Source organism: Stenotrophomonas sp. P2112 (genome assembly GCF_041897515.1).
GTDB lineage: Bacteria > Pseudomonadota > Gammaproteobacteria > Xanthomonadales > Xanthomonadaceae > Stenotrophomonas > Stenotrophomonas sepilia.
In genome coordinates, this window is the sequence record NZ_CP169216.1 from 514706 (window position 1) to 534083 (window position 19378).

At 67.7% G+C, this 19378-nt stretch carries 19 protein-coding genes and 1 riboswitch; of the genes, 12 read left to right on the forward strand and 7 right to left on the reverse strand.

Going from position 1 to position 19378, the window contains the following annotated elements; all coding sequences use genetic code 11:
* The first annotated feature begins 63 nt into the window (after window positions 1-63).
* Together ACEPA4_RS02440 and alr are read left to right on the forward strand one after the other, a co-directional pair.
* On the forward strand, window positions 64-1368 hold the full coding sequence (locus ACEPA4_RS02440; RefSeq protein WP_005415120.1) for a D-amino acid dehydrogenase: 1305 nt from the start codon (window positions 64-66) through the stop codon (window positions 1366-1368).
* Window positions 1347-2414, forward strand: coding sequence for an alanine racemase (gene alr / locus ACEPA4_RS02445; RefSeq protein ID WP_053498060.1), 1068 nt, complete (start codon window positions 1347-1349; stop codon window positions 2412-2414). The genes ACEPA4_RS02440 and alr overlap by 22 nt, the downstream gene beginning before the upstream one ends.
* 181 nt (window positions 2415-2595) lie before the next feature.
* Here the strand turns inward: alr and ACEPA4_RS02450 are convergent, their stop codons facing one another.
* Entirely contained in the window at window positions 2596-3159 is a 564-nt protein-coding gene (locus ACEPA4_RS02450; protein WP_049412742.1) for a DUF3016 domain-containing protein, read from the reverse strand.
* A gap of 244 nt (window positions 3160-3403) precedes the next feature.
* Between ACEPA4_RS02450 and ACEPA4_RS02455 the strand changes: the two genes are divergently transcribed.
* Window positions 3404-5392, forward strand: a complete 1989-nt coding sequence (locus ACEPA4_RS02455) for an ATP-binding protein (RefSeq protein ID WP_065186687.1) — start codon at window positions 3404-3406, stop codon at window positions 5390-5392.
* Window positions 5393-5435: 43 nt separating this feature from the next.
* On the forward strand, window positions 5436-5729 hold the full coding sequence (locus ACEPA4_RS02460; RefSeq protein ID WP_019660923.1) for a DUF3247 family protein: 294 nt from the start codon (window positions 5436-5438) through the stop codon (window positions 5727-5729).
* 70 nt (window positions 5730-5799) lie between these two features.
* Here the strand turns inward: ACEPA4_RS02460 and ACEPA4_RS02465 are convergent, their stop codons facing one another.
* A complete protein-coding gene (locus ACEPA4_RS02465; protein WP_005415125.1) occupies window positions 5800-6063 on the reverse strand; it encodes a hypothetical protein in 264 nt (87 codons plus the stop codon).
* Between the two features lie 158 nt (window positions 6064-6221).
* On the opposite strand from ACEPA4_RS02465, the gene ACEPA4_RS02470 reads away from it, so the two are divergent.
* From ACEPA4_RS02470 to ACEPA4_RS02480, 3 genes are read left to right on the forward strand one after another with little or no spacing between them, the layout of a single operon-like run.
* Window positions 6222-7286 (forward strand): class I SAM-dependent methyltransferase, encoded by a 1065-nt coding sequence (locus tag ACEPA4_RS02470; protein WP_065186688.1) that lies wholly within the window; start codon window positions 6222-6224, stop codon window positions 7284-7286.
* A complete protein-coding gene (locus ACEPA4_RS02475) occupies window positions 7283-7984 on the forward strand; it encodes a pseudouridine synthase (RefSeq protein ID WP_053498050.1) in 702 nt (233 codons plus the stop codon). The genes ACEPA4_RS02470 and ACEPA4_RS02475 overlap by 4 nt, the downstream gene beginning before the upstream one ends.
* A complete protein-coding gene (locus tag ACEPA4_RS02480) occupies window positions 7981-8664 on the forward strand; it encodes an HAD family phosphatase (RefSeq protein ID WP_164093516.1) in 684 nt (227 codons plus the stop codon). The genes ACEPA4_RS02475 and ACEPA4_RS02480 overlap by 4 nt, the downstream gene beginning before the upstream one ends.
* Before the next feature lie 149 nt (window positions 8665-8813).
* Here the strand turns inward: ACEPA4_RS02480 and fabB are convergent, their stop codons facing one another.
* Complete coding sequence (gene fabB / locus ACEPA4_RS02485) at window positions 8814-10022, reverse strand: beta-ketoacyl-ACP synthase I (RefSeq protein ID WP_262090894.1); 1209 nt, start codon at window positions 10020-10022, stop codon at window positions 8814-8816.
* Window positions 10022-10537, reverse strand: coding sequence for a 3-hydroxyacyl-[acyl-carrier-protein] dehydratase FabA (fabA, locus tag ACEPA4_RS02490; protein ID WP_005415130.1), 516 nt, complete (start codon window positions 10535-10537; stop codon window positions 10022-10024). The genes fabB and fabA overlap by 1 nt, the downstream gene beginning before the upstream one ends.
* 190 nt (window positions 10538-10727) lie before the next feature.
* On the opposite strand from fabA, the gene dinB reads away from it, so the two are divergent.
* On the forward strand, window positions 10728-11822 hold the full coding sequence (gene dinB, locus ACEPA4_RS02495) for a DNA polymerase IV (RefSeq protein ID WP_139726679.1): 1095 nt from the start codon (window positions 10728-10730) through the stop codon (window positions 11820-11822).
* A 311-nt stretch (window positions 11823-12133) separates the two neighbouring features.
* On the opposite strand, the gene ACEPA4_RS02500 is transcribed toward dinB, so the two are convergent.
* Both ACEPA4_RS02500 and ACEPA4_RS02505 read right to left on the reverse strand, forming a co-directional pair.
* The gene (locus tag ACEPA4_RS02500; RefSeq protein ID WP_164093530.1) at window positions 12134-13045 is read right to left on the reverse strand and encodes an MBL fold metallo-hydrolase; all 912 of its coding nucleotides are present in this window, start codon (window positions 13043-13045) and stop codon (window positions 12134-12136) included.
* A gap of 92 nt (window positions 13046-13137) precedes the next feature.
* A complete protein-coding gene (locus tag ACEPA4_RS02505; protein WP_139726681.1) occupies window positions 13138-13776 on the reverse strand; it encodes an NAD(P)-dependent oxidoreductase in 639 nt (212 codons plus the stop codon).
* A gap of 108 nt (window positions 13777-13884) precedes the next feature.
* Here ACEPA4_RS02505 and ACEPA4_RS02510 point away from each other — a divergent pair, with 108 nt between their 5' ends.
* The 3 genes from ACEPA4_RS02510 (at window position 13885) to gph (ending at window position 16323) form a co-directional block, all read left to right on the forward strand.
* Window positions 13885-14814 (forward strand): LysR family transcriptional regulator, encoded by a 930-nt coding sequence (locus ACEPA4_RS02510; RefSeq protein ID WP_005415135.1) that lies wholly within the window; start codon window positions 13885-13887, stop codon window positions 14812-14814.
* On the forward strand, window positions 14811-15602 hold the full coding sequence (locus ACEPA4_RS02515) for a class I SAM-dependent methyltransferase (protein WP_005415136.1): 792 nt from the start codon (window positions 14811-14813) through the stop codon (window positions 15600-15602). The genes ACEPA4_RS02510 and ACEPA4_RS02515 overlap by 4 nt, the downstream gene beginning before the upstream one ends.
* Window positions 15603-15666: 64 nt before the next feature.
* The gene (gene gph, locus ACEPA4_RS02520; protein ID WP_139726682.1) at window positions 15667-16323 is read left to right on the forward strand and encodes a phosphoglycolate phosphatase; all 657 of its coding nucleotides are present in this window, start codon (window positions 15667-15669) and stop codon (window positions 16321-16323) included.
* Between the two features lie 98 nt (window positions 16324-16421).
* On the opposite strand, the gene btuB is transcribed toward gph, so the two are convergent.
* Window positions 16422-18263 (reverse strand): TonB-dependent vitamin B12 receptor, encoded by a 1842-nt coding sequence (gene btuB, locus ACEPA4_RS02525; RefSeq protein ID WP_164093532.1) that lies wholly within the window; start codon window positions 18261-18263, stop codon window positions 16422-16424.
* Window positions 18264-18378: 115 nt separating this feature from the next.
* A riboswitch (cobalamin riboswitch) is annotated at window positions 18379-18602 on the reverse strand.
* 143 nt (window positions 18603-18745) lie between these two features.
* Between btuB and ACEPA4_RS02530 the strand changes: the two genes are divergently transcribed.
* Window positions 18746-19324 (forward strand): histidine phosphatase family protein, encoded by a 579-nt coding sequence (locus ACEPA4_RS02530; protein ID WP_065179285.1) that lies wholly within the window; start codon window positions 18746-18748, stop codon window positions 19322-19324.
* Window positions 19325-19378 lie beyond the last annotated feature (54 nt).

Consider the following 19378-nt stretch of genomic DNA (forward strand, 5'->3'; position numbering starts at 1 on the left):
TACTTCCCCAATTATGGCCCCGGCACGCTCCAGTGCAGGGAATGATCGGGTTGGAGAAGTCCCATGCGAGTCCTAGTTCTCGGCAGCGGCGTGATCGGCACTACCAGTGCCTGGTACCTGCGACAGGCCGGGTTTGAAGTCACGGTCATCGACCGCCAGCCCGGCCCAGCGCTGGAGACCAGCTTCGCCAATGCCGGCCAGCTGTCGTTCGGCTACACCTCGCCGTGGGCGGCGCCGGGCGTGCCGAAGAAGGCGATCGGCTGGCTGTTCGAGAAACACGCGCCGCTGGCGATCAAGCCGGGCATGGACCTGGCCCAGTACCGCTGGCTGTGGCAGATGCTGCGCAACTGTACCCACGAGCGTTATGCGATCAACAAGGCGCGCATGGTGCGCATGTCCGAGTACAGCCGCGACTGCCTGAACGAGCTGCGCGCGCAGATCGGCATCGAATTCGAAGGCCGCGACCTGGGCACCACCCAGTTGTTCCGCACCCAGCAGCAGCTGGATGCCTCGGCGCAGGACATCGAGATCCTGGCCCAGTACGGCGTGCCGTACGAGGTGCTGGACCGGGCCGGCATCATCCAGGCCGAACCGGCCCTGGCCCACGTCGATGGCCTGGTCGGCGCGCTGCGCCTGCCGCGTGACCAGACCGGCGACTGCCAACTGTTCACCCGCCGCCTGGCGCAGATGTGCGTGGATGCCGGCGTTGAATTCCGCTTCGACCAGGACATCACCGGCCTGGAGTTCGATGGCGACCGCATCACCGGCGTGCGCATCGACGGCAAGCTGGAAACCGCCGACCGCTTCGTGGTTGCGCTCGGCAGCTACTCACCGGCGCTGGTCGCACCGCTGGGCATGCGCCTGCCGGTGTACCCGCTGAAGGGTTACTCGCTGACCCTGCCGATCACCGACCCGGCGATGGCGCCGACCTCGACCATCCTCGATGAGAGCTACAAGGTGGCGGTGACCCGCTTCGACGACCGCATCCGTGTCGGCGGCATGGCCGAGGTGGCCGGCTTCGACCTGTCGCTGTCGCAGCGCCGACGCGAGACCCTGGAACTGGTGGTCCGTGACCTCTACCCGAAGGGCGGTGACCTGTCGCGCGCGCAGTTCTGGACCGGCCTGCGCCCGGCTACGCCGGACGGTACGCCGGTGATCGGCGCCACGCCGTTCCGCAACCTGTACCTCAACACCGGCCACGGCACGCTGGGCTGGACCATGGCCTGCGGCTCGGGCCGCTACCTGGCCGACCTGATGAGCGCGCGACAGCCGCAGATCAGCACCGAAGGCCTGGATATTTTCCGCTACGGCCAGTACGGTCACGCGCCGCAACACGAGAACCGCACATGCGTCCTGCCCGCGCGCTGATCGATCTGGGCGCCCTGCGCAGCAACTACCGCCTCGCCCGTGAACTGGGCGGGGGCAAGGCGCTGGCGATCATCAAGGCCGATGCCTATGGGCATGGCGCGGTGCGCTGTGCGCAGGCGCTGGAAGGCGAGGCCGATGGTTTCGGCGTGGCCACCATCGAAGAGGCACTGGAGCTGCGCCAGGCCGGCATCCGTGCGCCGATCCTGCTGCTGGAAGGCATCTTCGAGCCCAGCGACATGGCGCTGGTGGCCGAGCATGACTTCTGGTTCGCCGTCGGTTCGCCGTGGCAAGTGGAGGCACTGGCGGCGTTCGACAGCCCGCGCCCGTTGACGGTGTGGCTGAAGCTGGACAGCGGCATGCACCGCCTCGGCCTGGACGTGGACAGCTTCCGCGCGGCGCATGCACGCCTGTCGGCGCTGCCGCAGGTCGAGCGCATCGTGCTGATGACCCACCTGGCACGTGCCGACGAACTGGACAGCGAGCGCACCCGCGAGCAGGCCGCGACCTTCGCGCGCGCCATCGACGGCCTGCACGGCGAGACCAGCGTGTGCAATTCGCCGGCGCTGCTGGGCTGGCCGGAGGTGCGCAGCGATTGGGTGCGGCCCGGCCTGATGCTGTACGGCGCCAACCCGCTGCCGGACAGCACCGCGCTGACCGCGCGCCTGCGCCCGGTGATGACGATGCAGTCCAAGGTGATCGCCGAGCGCTGGATCGAAGCCGGTGAACCGGTGGGATATGGCGCACGCTTCGTGGCCAAGGCACGCACCCGCGTAGGCGTGGTCGCGCTTGGCTATGCCGACGGTTACCCGCAGTTCGCCCCGAACGGCACCCCGGTGCTGATCGACGGGCAGCCCGGCGGCCTGATCGGGCGCGTGTCGATGGACATGTTGACGGTGGACCTGACCGCGCATCCGCAGGCCGGCATCGGCAGCGTGGTGGAGCTGTGGGGTTGCGCGCCGACGCTGTCGGAGCTGGCGCCGCGCTGTGGCGTGAGTGCCTACCAGCTGCCGTGCGCGGTCAAGCGTGTGGCGAAGGTGTACGTGTAGAGCCGAGCCCACGCTCGGCGCCTTGAATGCGTGTCGACCAAGGTCGACACCTACCGATGGGCTTTACGCGTAGCGGTCGCCCGGTACGGGGCGCCGGGCGCGACTCTGGTAGCGGCCGACCTTGGTCGGCGCCCTGTAATGCGTGTCGATCAAGGTCGACACCTGCCGATGGGCCTACGGCCTACCGTGCTGCGGTGGCCTGCGCTGTCAGCTGCCGCTTCACCCAGTCGTCGATCAGGCGCTTCTCGTAGCGCAGTGGATCGCTGTCGCTCTTCAGGCCGATGTTGTGCAGGTAGCCGGTATCGCTCAGGCGCGCGTCGCCCTCGCTGACGATGCGGCCGCTGGCGTCCTTCAGCGTGTACTGCAGGCTGATCCGCGGTGGGTAGATGTCGCGCATGATCCGGATGTCGCGGCCGCGCGGGCCGTGCCACGGCTCGTAGTCACCGGCGCGCTTGATGTCGACCAGGGTCACATCAAGCGTCTGTCCCGGTTGCAGCGGTTTGGCGGCAGCGGTCTGCAGGTAGCGTGCCAGCTGCTGCACCCAGTCGCCACGCTCGGCCTCGAAGCGGTTGGTACTCTGGCGGATCTCGGTGAATTTGGCCGGATCGTCCCACTTCACGCTGACCGGGCCATCGGCCTGCAATGCGCGGGGAGCTTCCGGGTCGGTCACGGTGCGCGGTGCCGCACTGGCGCCGCCCGCCGCCAGGGCGCCTGCCAACAGGGCAATCGCGAGTGAGCGTTTCATCACGGTCTCCTGCGTCCCCTCGATGGGGGCGATGTTGATCACAGATCGAGTGTGATCCTGCTTCCCGGTATCGGCAATGGCCGCATGCGTCGTCTGCAAGAGCGGTTGCCGCCAATTCATCGACGTCAACCATGACTGACGGCGCTTGACGCTGTGAATACGCCCTTTGGAAGATGCTGTGCCTCCAACCTGGCCTGCACAGACACCCTTGTCCACACTGCCGCCCCTTGTGGAGCGCCCACCGATGACGGTGCCGGCGCCCGAACCCGACCTGCATCATGGCGTGCTTGAGCGCATCAACGCCGGTTTCTGCGTGATCCAGGTGCTGTTCGAGGGTGATCGTGCGGTCGACTACCGCTTCATCGAGGTCAACGATGCCTTCGAGCGCCACACAGGGCTGAAGGATGCGCGTGGAAAGCGCATGACGGCGCTGGAGCCCGGCCATGAGCAGGACTGGTTCCGCATCTATGGCGAGGTCGCACGCAGCGGCCGCCCGGCCCAGTTCGAGATGGAGGCGCGTGCGCTGGGCCGCTCGTTCGCGGTGGATGCGGTGCGCGTGGGCCGGCCGGGCGAGGACAAGGTCGGCATCCTGTTCTTCGACATCACCGCACGCAAGCAGATGGAAGTGGAGCTGGGCGAAAGCGAAGCCCGCTTCAGTGCGCTGGCCGACGGCCTGCCGATGCCGGTGTGGGTCTTGGACGAGCGCGGCCATGCCCGTTTCGTCAACAGTGCCTTCAGCGAGTTCTTCGGCGGTGACGAGACGCGCGTGCCGGAGGACGTCTGGCGCGGCCTGGTGCATCCGGACGACGCATCGGTCTTCGAGTACGAACTGCAGGAAGCATTGAAGGCGCAGCGCTCCATGCATGCGCTGGTGCGCGCACGCCGTGCCGATGGCCAGTGGCGCTGGCTGGAGATGAACGCCCGCCCGCGCTTCTCGCGCATGGGCCGCTTCATCGGCCTGGCCGGCAGCAGCCCGGACGTGACCGAACGCCGCGAGATCGAGCTGGCCCGCGAGGAACTGCTGCAGTCCGAGCGTGCCGCGCGCAGTGCTGCGGAAAACATGGCGCGGCTGAAGGATGAATTCCTGGCCACGCTGTCGCATGAGCTGCGTACGCCGTTGACTACCATCCTCGGCTGGAGCGAATTGCTTCTGCAGCGAGTGGACAACACCAGTCCGCTGTACAAGGGCCTGAACGTGATCGCCAACAGCGCCGGTGCGCAGAAGCGGCTGATCTCGGACATGCTCGACCTCAGCAGCATGCTGCTGGGCAAGGTGCAGCTGGAGGTGGAAGTGCTGGACCTGTGCGCGGTGCTGGGTGAGGCGATCGGCGCGCAGGAACTGGTGGCCGAAGGCAAGGCGCTGGACGTGCACCTGCAGCTGCCCACGCAACCCAGCCTGGTGCTGGGCGACGCCACGCGCCTGCAGCAGGTGTTCTGGAACCTGCTCTCGAACGCGATCAAGTTCACCCCGGCTGAAGGCCGCATCGACCTGCAGCTGCGGGCTGACGGCAACTACTGGGAGATCACCGTGCGTGACAGCGGTGATGGCATCGCACCCGAATTCCTCAATCATCTGTTCAGCCGCTTCCGCCAGGCCGACGGCACCACCACCCGCCGCCATGGCGGCCTGGGCCTGGGCCTTGCGATCGTGCAGCAGCTGGTGGAACTGCATGGTGGCACGGTCACTGCGGCCAGCGAGGGCCACGGCCACGGCGCGACCTTCACCGTGCGCCTGCCCCAGCATGTTCCCGATGCCGAACGGCGGCCGCTGCGCGAAGTGATCAGCGGGCCGATCCTGGAGCCGGTGATCGTCGAGCCGTATCCGCTGCGCGGCATGCATGTGCTGGCGGTGGAAGACCAGCCGGAAGTGCTGGAGTACTTGCGGCGCATGCTGGAAGAGCAGGGCGCCAGCGTGTCTGCGGCCAGTTCGGCCGGCGAAGCGCTGGCACTGCTGGCCGACACCGGCCACCTGCAATACCACGTGCTGCTGACCGACATCGGCATGCCGGGCATGGATGGCTATGGGCTGGTGCGCACCTTGCGCGAGGACATGGGCGTGGACGCGGCGGCCTTGCCTGCGGTGGCGGTGACTGCACTGGCGCGTGCCGACGACCGTCGCCGCGCGCTGGCCTCGGGCTTCCAGGAGCATGTGGCCAAGCCGTACTCGGTAGCGCAGCTGGTGGCTGCCGTGCGCAAGGTGCAGGTGCCGCGCGCGGACAGCGCGCTGCACTGAACATTCACGGCCGATAGGCGACCCTGCAGTCAGGAGGTCGCCGATGTCCCGTATAGCTCCACGTATCCACACCGATCCGGCGCAGATCGCGCGCCTGGAAGCCCTGCTGCCGCAGCTGGATGGCGAAACGCAGGTGGAACTGATTCTGCACGATGGCCGCCGCCTGCTCGGCACGGTGGCGGTGAGGCCAACTGTGCAGCAATACCGCAACGCCGCTGGTGATGAAGGCAGCAACGGCCAGTTGCGCCTGGATGACTACGACACGCCGGTGCAGCAGCACCATGTGTGGCTGGATGAAATCGCCAGTATCAACCGCCTGCCACCCAAGGCGCCTTGATCCGAGGTAGAGCCGAGCCCACGCTCGGCTCTGCCGCCGTCCGAGCGTGGGCCAGGGCGCTACGGATGTGTCAATGCTCGAACAACGTCGGCGTCGCCTCGAATCGGCGTGCGTACGCCCGCTCCTCTGCAACCCTCGCCACCTCGTCATCGGCCAGGTCCGGTGCCCCATAGACGGCGTAGGCAACGCTGCCGTCGGCACCATGACCGATCTGATGCAGCCGGTAGCGCGAGTGGCCGCCGCCGGTGTCCTCGGGGTAGTGCACGGGCGGATGGCTGCCTTCCAGGTCCATTTCACTGTTGTCGACCACGCCACCGACGAACAAGGCTCGCATGCAGGTTCTCCTGGGTTTCCGGGGGGAGCCTCTACCCTGAACGTTTCAATGTTTCTGGCGGATCAAGGCCCCGTTCGGGTTTCGCAAAGCGGGCCGCCGGGGCCGGCCCGGCCAAGCCGGTACAATGGACGGCCCTCACGCTTGAAGTACCCGCGCCGATGGCCTCCAGCGACGACGCCCCCCTGCAGACCCTGCTCCTGCCGTTCTCCCAAGGCGCCCTGCGCTGGCCGGAGGGCCCGGTGGCCTTCCTGCGTGCCCGCGATGGCTGGCCATTGCGCGAAGTGGCCGGCAACCGCGAGGTGCATTGCGAACAGAGCTTCGCCCCGTTCGCGCAACCGCTGCAGCAGGCTGCCGGTTGGACCGTCAGCGGGCAGCTGGATGACGCGGCCGGCAAGGGCCGCTACCCGTTGGTGCTGGTGCTGCCGCCGCGCCAGCGCGAAGAAGCCCGTGCGCTGTTCGCCCGTGCGCTGGCGCTGGTCGCCGACGGCGGCCGCATCGTTGCCTGCCAGTCCAACAACGAAGGTGCGCGTTCGGGCGAGGGCGACCTCAAGCAGTTGGCCGGCCTCGGTGGCTGCCTGACCAAGAACCACTGCCGCGTGTACTGGACCGCCCCGCTGCAGCGCCAGCACGACGTTGACCTGGCCAGGCGCTGGTCGGCGCTGGATGCGGTGCGCCCGATCGTGGGCGGTCGCTTCCTCAGCCGCCCGGGCGTGTTCGCCTGGGATCGCATCGATCCGGCGTCGGCGCTGCTGGCCGAGCACCTGCCGGCCGACCTGGCCGGACGCGCCGCCGACCTCGGCGCCGGCTACGGCTACCTGTCGCGCGAACTCCTGGAACGCTGCCCGAAGATCACCGCGCTGGACCTGTACGAGGCCGAGCAGCGCGCACTGGCGCTGGCCGAGCTCAATCTGGCGCCGCCACCGCGCCCGCTGCCGCTGCGCTTCCTGTGGCAGGACGTCACCGCCGGCATCGAGCCGGGCTACGACGTCATCATCAGCAACCCGCCGTTCCACACGCCGTCGCGCGCTGACCGCCCGGACATCGGCCAGCGCTTCATCGCCGTGGCTGCGCAGGCATTGCGCCCGGGCGGGCGCCTGTACGTGGTGGCCAACCGCCACCTGCCTTACGAGCACACCCTCAACGACAGCTTCGGCGCGGTGCGCGTGGTCGCCGAACGCGACGGTTTCAAGCTGGTGGAAGCAGTGAAGGGGAAGGGCAAGTGAAGCTGGTCAAGCACATCGCCAACCTGGGCTATGGCAGCCGCAAGCAGGTGCAATGGATGTTCCGCGAAGGCCGCGTCACCGACGCCGATGGCGAGGTGCTGTATGCCGACGACCAAGTGCCGCATGACGCCATCCGGGTCGATGGCGAGCCGCTGGACCCACCGCCGGGGCTGTCGATCGCGCTGCACAAGCCGGCCGGCTACACCTGTTCGACCAAGGACACCGGGCGCCTGATCTACGACCTGCTGCCGCCGCGCTTCCGCGACCGCGATCCGGTGCTGTCCACGGTCGGCCGCCTCGACCGCGAGACCAGTGGCCTGCTGTTGCTGACCGACGATGGTGGCCTGCTGCACCGGATCATTTCGCCGAAGTCGAAGCTGCCGAAAGTCTATGAGGTCGAGTTGAGCGAGGACCTGCGCGGCGACGAGGTGGCGCTGTTCGCCAGCGGCACGCTGATGCTGGAATCGGAGAAGACGCCCCTGCTGCCGGCTGAACTGGAGGTGCTGGATGCGCGCCGTGCGCGGCTGGTGCTGCACGAAGGCCGCTACCATCAGGTACGCCGCATGTTCGCCGCCACCGGCAACCACGTGCAGGCCCTGCATCGCAGCCGCGTCGGCGGGCTGGACCTGCAGGGGCTGGACGAGGGGCAATGGCGGCAGCTCACTTCCACCGACCTGGATACGCTGTTCGCTTCATGACCAACATTGCTGCGCTGCCGTTCCTCCCCGACGCCGTCATCTTCGACATGGACGGCCTGATGATCGACAGCGAGCGCGTTTCGCTGGCCTGCTGGAGCCAGGCCGCCGACGAGTTCGGACTGGGCCTGGATGAAACGGTGTTCCTGCGCATGGTCGGCCTCGGCGACCGCGATTCGCACGCGCTGCTGCGCGCGCAGGGCATCGAGGACAGCGTGATCGATGCGGTGGCCGCACGTTGCCACGACCTGTATGAGGCACGCACACAGACCGGGTTGCCGTTGCGTCCGGGCATCCTGGAACTGCTGGAGCTGCTGAAAGTGCACGCGGTACCGCGGGCGGTGGCCACCACCACGCGGCAGCCGCGGGCCAACCGCAAGCTGACGGCCGCTGGCCTGCTGCCGTACTTCGATGCGGTGATCACCAGTGGCGACGTGGCGCGGCCGAAACCGGCGCCGGATATCTACCTGCTGGCCGCGCAGCGGCTGGGCCAGGCCCCGGAACGCTGCCTGGCGCTGGAAGACTCACCGGCCGGTACGCGCGCAGCATTGGCGGCCGGCATGACCGTGATCCAGGTGCCGGACCTGGTGCATCCTGATGAAGAGCTGCGTGCCCTGGGACACCGGATCGTTGGATCCCTGGTGGACGCGCACGCGCTGCTGCTGCCGTTGCTGCCGAAGTAGCGGTGGGTGCCGACCTTGGTTGGCACTGAGCCGAGCATGGCTCGGCTCTACATCTATTGGTGCCGACCGTTTGTCGGCACTGAGCCGAGCATGGGCTCGGCTCTACATCTTCTGGTGGGTGCCGACCGTTGGTCGGCACACCTTTTCAATCACACCCGCCCGAACACCAGCGCAGCGTTGGTGCCACCGAAGCCGAAGCTGTTGGACATCACCGTATCCAGTTTCTCCTCGCGGCTCTCGCGCAGGATCGGGAAGCTCTCCACCTTCGGGTCCAGCTCGCCGATGTTGGCCGAACCGGCAACGAAGCCATCGCGCATCATCAGCAGGCAGTAGATTGCCTCGTGCACGCTGGCTGCACCGAGCGAGTGCCCGGACAACGCCTTGGTCGAAGACAGCGGCGGCACCGCATCGCCGAACACTTCGCGGATCGCGTTGAGCTCGGTGACATCGCCCAGCGGGGTCGAGGTGCCGTGGGTGTTCAGGTAGTCCAGCGGGCGATCGACACCCTGCAGCGCCATCTTCATGCAGCGCACCGCACCTTCACCGGAGGGCGCGACCATGTCGGCACCGTCGGAGGTGACGCCATAGCCGATCAGCTCGGCATGGATGTGCGCACCGCGTGCGACGGCGTGGTCGTAATCCTCCAGCACCAGCATGCCGCCACCACCGGCGATGACGAAGCCGTCGCGGTCCTTGTCGTAAGGGCGCGAGGCACTGGCCGGGGTTTCGTTGAAGCTGGTCGACAGGGCACCCATCGCGTCGAACATCACGCTCATCGACCAGTGCAGGTCTTCGCCACCGCCGGCGAACATGATGTCCTGCGCACCGTGCCGGATCATGTCCGCAGCGGCGCCGATGCAATGCGCCGAGGTCGCGCAGGCAGCCGACAGCGAGTAGCTGACGCCCTTGATCTGGTAGGCCGTGGCCAGGCAGGCCGAGACCGTCGAACACATCGTGCGCGGCACCATGTACGGGCCGACCTTGCGCACGCCACGTTCGCGCAGCAGGTCGACGGCACCGATCTGCCATTCGCTGGAGCCGCCACCGGAACCGGCGATCAGGCCGGTGCGCAGGCTGCTGACCTGCTCGGGGCTGAGCCCGGCATCGGCGATGGCATCGCGCATGGCCAGGTAGGCGAAGGCCGCCGCGTCGCTCATGAAGCGCTTCTGCTTGCGGTCGATCAAGGCGTCCAGGTCGAGGTCGACGCGGCCACCGACCTGGCTGCGCAGGCCTGCTTCGGCGTGGTCGGCCAGGGCGGTGATGCCCGCGCGTCCTTCACGCAGCGCGGCCGAAACGGTATCCAGATCATTGCCGAGGCAGGACGTGATGCCCATGCCGGTGATGACGACGCGACGCATCAGAAGCTCCCGGTTTCGGTGAACAGGCCGACGCGCAGGTCGCGCGCGCTGTAGATTTCGCGGTCGTCCACGTACATGCGGGCGTCCGACTGGGCCATCACCAGCTTGCGGTTGATGACCCGGCTGATGTCGATCTCGTAGCGTACGAGCTTGGCGTCCGGCAATACCTGGCCGGTGAACTTCACCTCGCCACAGCCCAGCGCGCGGCCCTTGCCGGGTGCACCCAGCCAGGTCAGGAAGAAGCCGGTCAGCTGCCACATGGCATCCAGGCCCAGGCAGCCTGGCATCACCGGGTCGCCGATGAAGTGGCAGCCGAAGAACCACAGGTCCGGGCGGATATCCAGTTCGGCGCGTACCATGCCCTTGCCATGCGGTCCGCCGTCCTCGCGGATGTCGGTGATGCGGTCGAACATCAGCATCGGGTCGTTGGGCAAACGGCCGGCGGCGGTGCCGAACAGTTCACCGCGTGCGCTGGCCAGCAGCTGTTCGCGGTTGAACGCGTGGAGACGGGTCATGAAGCACAATCCTGGAAGCGGAGAACAGGGAAACAAGCGCCCGAGAATGCCCGTGGAAACTGTCCCGATCAAACATTTCAACCGTACGCAACCGTAGTGTTTTCAAGGGAATACGCGCATCCTGTTGATGTGCAACGACCATACTTCGGCGTGTGGCCCACCCGGCCCGGCCCCGCCTTTTCCACCTGACATGACCCGACTGCGCAAGATCATCCACGTTGACATGGACGCGTTCTACGCGTCGGTGGAGCAGCGCGACGATCCGTCACTGCGCGGCAAGCCGGTGGTTGTGGCATGGCGCGGCGCACGCTCGGTGGTGTGCGCGGCATCGTACGAAGCACGCGTGTTCGGCGTGCGTTCGGCCATGCCGGCAGTGCGGGCCGAACGCCTGTGCCCGGATGCGATCTTCGTGCCGCCCGACTTCGCACGTTACAAGGCGGTGTCACGCCAGGTGCGCGAGATCTTCCTGCGCCACACCGACCTGGTTGAGCCGTTGTCGCTGGACGAAGCCTACCTGGACGTGACCGAGCCGAAGAGCGGCATCGAACTGGCGACCGATATCGCCCGTACCATCCGCATGCAGATCCGTGAGGAGACGAACCTGACTGCTTCAGCCGGGATCGCGCCGAACAAGTTCCTGGCCAAGATCGCCTCGGACTGGCGCAAGCCCGATGGCCAGTTCGTGATTCCGCCGCAGCGGGTGGACGCCTTCCTGCTGCCGTTACCGGTGAGCCGGGTGCCTGGCGTCGGCAAGGTGATGGAAGGCAAGCTGGCCGCGCGCGGCATCGCCACCTGCGGCGACCTGCGGCAGTGGGCACTGATCGATCTGGAAGAAGCGTTCGGCAGTTTCGGCCGCAGCCTGTACAACCGCGCACGCGGCATCGACGAGCGGCCGGTGGAGCCGGACCAGCAGGTGCAGTCGATTTCCTCGGAGGACACGTTCGCCGAAGACCTGCTGCTGGAAGACCTGACCGAGGCCATCGTGCAGCTGGCAGAGAAGACCTGGAAGGCGACCCGCAAGACCGAGCGTGTCGGCCATACCGTGGTGCTGAAGCTGAAGACCGCGCAGTTCCGCATCCTCACCCGCAGCTTCACCCCGGAGCGCCCGCCGGAATCGATGGAAGAACTGCGCGACATCGCGCTGGCCCTGCGCGCCCGCGTCGACCTGCCGGCGGAGACGCGTTACCGCCTGGTTGGCGTCGGGCTGGGCGGCTTCCGCGAGAAGGAGGCGGTGGTGCAGGGGGAATTGTTCGAGCACGACATGATCAATCCCACAGATACCTAATCATCAAACAGCGGGGTCAGAGCCCGTTGCGCAGCAACGGGATCCGACCCCGTGCCGACCAACGGTCGGCACCCACCATCAGCAGCAGGTTCCGACAGATAGCGGGAAACTGTCGAAGGCGGGGTGGGTCCGGTTGCGGGGGCGTGAGCGCCATGGATGGCGCGACCGAGCCTCCATGGACGGATTGACGGCGTCCCCCGCAACCGCACCCACCCCGCCCACCCTCAGGAAACCAGCTTCGGCTGTTGCTTCGGCTGTTGCTGTTGCCTCTGCAGGTGCAGGGCGCAGCCCTGCAGAAGAACCCCGTTATCTCATGGCCACGGCATCTCGCCCTTGGCCACCTTCGCACTCAGCTCCAGCGACGCCACGCCGTCCAGCTTCGGATAGCGCGCCTGCATCGCCTGCACCAGCGCCGCACTGTCCTTCGCCTTTGCCGCCTCGGCGTCGAACGCGCGGATGTAGTCCGCGGTGAAGCGCAACGCACTGGCATCCAGCGCCGCACCCGGCGCGTAATGCCCCGGCACCACCACCTTCGGCTTCAGTGCCTGCAATCGCTGCAGGGTCTGCAGCCAGTCAGTGTGCGACTTCGGCGTCTGCGTGTCGGCCATCCACACGTGCTCGCCGGCCACCACCGGAATGCCGCCGACGATCGCGCGCAGCGACGGCACCCACAGCACCGTGCGGTCCGGGGTCGGGCCATCCAGGCCGATCAACGGCAGGCGCTGGCCTTCCAGCTGCAGGGCATCACCGTCCAGCACCTGCGGCACCACGATGCGCGCCGGCACGTCGGCACCCATCTTCGGTCCCCAGTAGGCCAGCTTGCCGGCCCGGGTCTGCTGGATGTGGGCGACGGTCTGCGCAGTGGCGACGATGCGTGCCTGCGGGAAGGCATCCTGCAGGGTGGCCAGGCCGAAGTAGTAGTCCGGATCGCCGTGGCTGATGTAGATCGTGGTCAGCTGCTTGCCACTGGCGCGGATCCGTTCGACCAGCTTGCGTGCGTCGCTGGCGCCGAACTGCGCGTTGACCAGGATCGCGTCATGCCGGCCTTCGATCAGCACCGAGGATACCGAGAACATCGCCTGCGGGCCGGGATGGAAGGTCTGCAGGTGCAGTTGTGATTTCGTCGCGGCGGCCGGCGCCGCGGTGGCCGGTGCGGCCAGCAGCGGCGCACTGGTGAACGTGGCGGCCAGGGCGAGGGGAAGCAGCAGGGCAGCGGTACGCATGGGAAATTCCTTGTGTAGAGCCTGGCCAATGCCCGGCTGCATGTTCGCGTAGAGCCGAGCGCGGGCTTGGCTCTACAAGGGGCGTAGCTGGATCAGTACGCGGCGGTGATGATCTGCTTCGGGTAAGCGTGCGCTTCCAGCTCGGCGACGAACGCGGCGCCGTAGTCGGCATAGCTGATGCGGCTGTGGCCACTGGCGTCGGCCAGGAAGGCCTTGGGCTGCACGCGATACTGGCCACGCTCATCGCCCGGGCCGATTTCGGCGGCCGGCGAGAAGAAGGTCCAGTCCAGGTCGTCCACTGCCTGCAGGCGATTGAAGGCTTCACGATGGGCCAGCGCGTACGGCTTGTAGGTTTCCGGGAAGTTGGGGGTATCGACCAGCTGCACGCCCGGCGCGACTTCCAGGCTGCCAGCGCCACCCACCACCACCAGGCGCGGTACGCCGGCTTTGCGCGCGGCGGCCGCCAGCTGCGCGGCGATCTCGCCCACGCGGCCGATGTCGTCGCCCGGGCGCGGGCCGTAGGCGCTGGCCAGTACGTCGTGGCCCGCGATGGCGGCGACCAGCGCGTCCTGGTCATCCAGCGAGGCGATCACCGGATGGGCGCCGGCCAGTTCGGCCGGGAGGTCCTGCGCGCTGCGCACGATGACGGTGAGTTCGTGGCCGTGGGCCAGCGCGTGGCGGGCGATCTGGCGGCCGATGTTGCCGGTGGAACCAACGAGGGCGATCTTCATGGCAGGACTCCGTGGGGCGATGTGGGCTGGGAATGGGGCCACTCTAGGCTGCTGCAGTCGCTCGAAAAACAGCGTATAACGCGCTTGTTTGTTGCGTGGATCGAGCATATGGACCGATTGACCGCCATGACCGTGTTTGTCGAGGTGGCCGAGCGCGGCAGCCTCACCGCCGCCGCGGAAGTGCTGGACATGTCGCGGGCGATGGTCAGCCGCTACCTGGCCGAGGTCGAGGGCTGGCTGGGTGCACGCCTGCTGCACCGGACCACGCGCCGGGTCAGCCTGACCGGCCCGGGCGAGGCGGCGCTGGCGCGCTTCCGGCAGATGCTGGCGATCGGCGAAGAACTGCAGGGCGAGCTGGCCAGTGATGATCCCGAGCCGCACGGCACGCTGCGGGTGACCGCCAGCGTGTCGTTCGGGCAGAGCCACCTGGCACGGGCGGTGGCCGGTTTCGTCGCGCGCCATCCAGCGGCGCGCATCGAGCTACTGCTGGTCGACCGTACGGTGAACCTGGTCGAGGAGCGCGTGGACCTGGCCGTGCGCATCGCGCGCCAGATCGACCCCAGCCTGATCGCGCGGCGGCTGGCCACCTGCCGCTCGGTACTGTGCGCGACGCCGTCGTACCTGCAGGCGCGTGGCACGCCGACCGCGCCGGAGCACCTGGCCGCGCACAACTGCCTGACCCACCACTACGTCGGCAAGAGCCTGTGGCAGCTGCACCGCGATGGCCGTTCGCTGTCGGTGGCGGTGGGCGGCAACATCAGCGCCAACGAGGCCTCGCTGCTGCTGGAGGCGGTACGCGCCGGTGCCGGGATCGCCATGCTGCCGACCTACCAGGTGGCGCCACTGCTGCGCAGCGGCGAGCTGATCGAACTGCTGCCCGGATTCAGTCTGGACGAGCTCGGCATTCATGCCGTGTACGCGTCACGGCGCCAGCAGCCCGCTATCATGCGGCGATTCCTGGATTACCTGGCCGAGTGTTTCGCCAGCCCGGCCTTCCAGGATCTGGATTGGCGCCCACCGGGCAAGGAGAACACATGAACCATGGACAGGCCTTGATCGACCACAACCGTGCTGCCTGGGACCGCCAGGCCAGCGAAGTGCGCGAATGGTCGCGCCCGGTGGAGAGTTCAACCATTGCCGCCGCGCGCGAAGGCCGCTGGCAGGTGCACCTGACCCCACGCGCGCTGCCACTGGACTGGCTGGGCGACGTGCGCGGCCGTCGCATCCTGTGCCTGGCTTCGGGCGGCGGCCAGCAGGCACCCGTGCTGGCCGCTGCGGGCGCCGACGTCACCGTGTTCGACCTGTCCGACGGGCAGCTGGAACAGGACCGCAGGGTCGCTGCGCGCGACGGCCTGCAGCTGCGCACGGTGCAGGGCGACATGCGCGACCTGCACGTATTCGCCAATGACAGCTTCGACGTGGTGTTCCATCCGATCTCCAACCTGTACGTACCCGACGTGCGCCCGGTGTGGACCGAATGCCGCCGCGTGCTGGCGCGCGATGGCATGTTGATGGCCAGCTTCTACAACCCCGTGCTGTTCGTCGGTGCACGTGATCCGCAGCTGGATGCACAGGGTTTGATCCGGCCGCAGTACGCCATTCCCTATTCGGACCTGGAAGACCTGCCCGCCGCAGAGCGTGAGGCGAAACTCGCCCGCGGCGATGCGCTGACCTTTGGCCACAGCCTGACCGAACTGATCGGCGGTCAGCTGGATGCAGGCTTCGTGATTGATCGGTTCATGGAAGACTGGCAGCCGAAGCCGCGCTTCCTGATCGACCGTTACCTGCCCACCTTTCTGGCCACCCGCGCACGCAGGATCGGCTGAGGCCGATCCCGGGGAAAAAGCGCGGCGTACAATGGACGGCCCCACGTTGTACAGGCGTCGTCCCTTGTCGTATCCCTATCCGCTGGTCGTATTCGATCTCGATGGCACGCTGGTCGACAGCGCAGCTGACATCGCCGAAGCGCTGAACCGCACGCTGGAAGCCATCGGCATGGCACGGGTGCCGGAAGCCACCGTGCTCGGCTGGATCGGCGACGGTGTGCGCCGCCTGGTCGAACAGGCCGTGCACGCCGCCGGTCGTGAGGTCGACCTGGCCGAGGTCATGCCGGTGTTCATGGTGCACTACCGTGAATGCCTGCTGCGCAGCCCGCGCCTGTTCGATGGCGTGGCCGACGCACTGGCGCAGCTGCGCGCGCGCGCCGTGCCACTGGCGATCTGCACCAACAAGCCCGAAGCACTGGTGCCGCCGCTGCTGCAGCACCTGGGCATCGGTGATGCGTTCGCGCTGGTACTGGGCGGCGATTCACTGCCGCAGCGCAAGCCCAGCGGTGAGCCGCTGCGGCATATCGCTGCGCACTTCGGGCTGCCGGTCGATGCCTGCCTGATGGTGGGTGATTCGCTGACCGACTACCGCGCCGCCGAAGATGCGGGCATGCCGATCGCGCTGGTCCGCTACGGCTACCCGCGCGGCTTGGACCTGGCCACCGCGCATGCGGTGGCGGTGATCGATGACCTGCGTGAACTGCCGGGGTTGCAGGGCTGACGCAGGGGTAGTGCCGGCCGCCGGCCGGCAACCCGGAATGCGTTGCCGAAGGTCATGATGTTGCCGGCCAGCGGCCGGCACTACCATGACCGTCGCGATCATTTCGGCTGGTAACGCACACTCACCTGGTACTCACGGCCCGGCTGGTTGAACCACGCCACCGTCTCATACCTGCGGTCGAACACGTTGGCGGCACGCGCCAGCAGCGACCACGACGGCGTCAGCGCGTACTCGGCGCGCAGATCCAGCGTGCCGTAACCCGCCACCTTCACCGCGTTGGCGGCATCGTCATAGCGCTTGCCCGCTCCCTGAACCGTCAGGCCTGCGCGGAAGGCCCCGAAACGTCGATCGAGGTCCAGGCGCGCGGTCTGCTGTGCACGACGCGGCAGCCAGTTGTCGAACTGGGTGCTGCCGCCGGTGCGGTTGCGTGGGTCGGTGTAGCTCAGCTGGGCGTTGATGTCGAAGCCGGCCAGCAGCACGCCACCGGTCAGTTCGGCACCGCGGATGCGCGCCTTCTCCACCTGCTGCATCCTGAAGGTCGCCGCATCGTAGGTGATCAGATCATCGATGCGGGTTTCATAGACGTCCAGGCCCCAGTGCCAGCCCTGTCCCTGCTGCGAAACGCCCAGGTTGGTGCTCTTGGACTTCTCCGGGTTCAACGTCGGCACACCGCTCCACGGGTCGTACAGGTCGCTGAAGGTCGGCGCCTTGAACGCAGTGCCGTAACTGGCATTGACACGCAGGCCGTGGCCGAGCTCCATCGCCCAGCCGAGGCTGCCGGTGGCGTGGTTGCCGAACTGCTGGTTGTCGTCGTTGCGCGCGCTGGCCTGCAGCTGGTGGCGACCGAAGCGTCCCTGGTACTGCACGAACACGCCGGTGTTGCGGCGGCTGTCGACCCGATATCCGGCACTGCTGCCATCCAGGTTGTCTTCGCTCCAGTCCACGCCGGTGCTCAGCAGCTGGCCTTCGGCCAAGGCGAAGTCACCCTGCAGCGAGGCACTGTCGCGGTGGGTCTGAGCGCTGCCACGGGCATCGAAGTCACCGAAGTTGTCCGACTCGTTGTCACTGCGCCCGACATTGGCGGTGAACGACAGGCGTTCGGACGGGGTGTAGCGCACCTTGCCGGCCAGCACCTGCTGGCGGGTTTCCGAATAGTTGTAGTAGCCGTCGTAATGGTTCTTTCCGTCGGCACGCAATGCACTGCCTTCCACGTTCCATTGGTCGTTGAAGGTGTAGCCACCGCGCAGGCTCTTGGACAGGTTGCGGTAGCCATCGCGGTCATGTTCGTCGGCAAAGCAGCCGGTGAACAGCGTTGCCGAGCCGCGGCAGGCATCGATGCCATCGGAATGCTGGTAGGCGATGTCGGCGCCGAACCAGCCGCGTTCGGTCCCGCCGCCGATCCCGCCGCTGGCTTCGCGCAGGCCGTTGCTGCCGCCACCGAGCTGGAAGTGCGGGGCGAAATCACCCTGGTTGCGGCGGGTGAAGATCTGGATCACGCCGCCAATGGCATCGGCGCCGTACAGGCTCGACTGCGGGCCACGCACGATTTCCACGCGCTCGATCTGCGCCAGCGGCAGGTCTTGGTACATCGCCAGGCCGAGGTCGGCACTGTTGATGCGCACGCCGTCGACCAGCACCACGGTGTGGCCCGAGTTGGTGCCGCGCAGGAACAGCGAGCTCTGCTTGCCGAGCCCGCCGGCATTGGTCAGGTTGATGCCGGCGCGGCCGCGCAGCAGTTCCTGCAGCGAGGTGGCCTGGCTGGATTCGATCTGCGCGCGGTCGATCACCTGGGCCGGCGCGATGCTGTCCTGCAGGGCGATCGGGGTGCGCGTGGCGGTGACCAGGATCTGGTCGAGCGCGGTGGTGTCATCGGCGGCCTGTGCCAGCGCGGGCAGGGCGGCCAGTACGGCCAGGGACAGCATTCGGGACTGCAGCTTCATGGGGGGACTCCAGGTGCCACGCACGCCCGCGTGGCGAAGGGGAGGAGCCGCGAAGGCAGGCACGCGCCGATGCCGCAGCGCACGCCACGGTCATCCAGCGCCATGCCCACCGCATCGCGACCTGAGGCTTCCGGGCCGGTCTCCGGGCTTGCCGCCGGGTGGCGCGAGGCCACCGTCCAGGCGCCTTCCCATGCCTGCGGCACAGTGGCGGTGTTGCCTGGAACTGACGTGCTTACCGTTGCGGGGGCAGCGCCGGCCTGGCATGGAATCACGCGTCACCGGCTTCCCGTTTCAACCTGCCGGCCACGGCCGCAGGTCACCTGGAAGTGCGCGCAGTCTACGGCATCGCAGGCCGTCCCGTTGCGTCGCGCCTGCGCGGCTGCCTCTGCTGTGCCTTTAGAATGGTTGCTCGATCCCGTGGTGCCGTTACCGATGTCTGCCCGTTCTCCGTTGTACCTGCGTCGCCCGTCCGGGACGCACGCATGATCCTCGACCTGGTCCGCCATGCCGGCAACGGTCGCGATGAGTTCCTTGATGGCCGCAGCGATCCACCGCAGCTGGCCGGCCTGCCGCAGGAGCTGGTCGAGGCCTATGCCGGGCAACGCTGGGAGCGGGTGATCAGTTCACCGCGGTTGCGCGCCCTGCACACGGCGATGGCGCTGGCCACCCCACGCGGGCTGGACGTCGAAGCGGACGAGGAATGGGAAGAACTGGATTTCGGCGATTGGGACGGGCAGTCGCTGTTCGACCTGCCGGAAGATGCGCTGGCCGCCTTCCATGCCGATCCGCATGCGTTCCCGCCGCCGAACGGCGAGAGCTGGGGTCATTTCGAGCGGCGTATCGCGCGCGCGCTGGATCGCCTGCTCGATGATGATGATCCGGTGCCGACGCTGGTGGTCAGCCATGGTGGCCCGCTGCGCATGGTGTTGTCGCAGGTTTGCGGCCTGCCGATGTCGCTGTGCTGGGCCCTGCGCATCGACCACGGCACGCGCCTGCGGGTGTGGCTGGAGCGGGGCGAGGTCGGGCTGGTGGGCGAGCTGCTGGAACTGCAGCAGCCGTAGTCCATCGGTAGTGCCGGCCGCTGGCCGGCAGCCTCAGGAACGTTGCAAGGATCA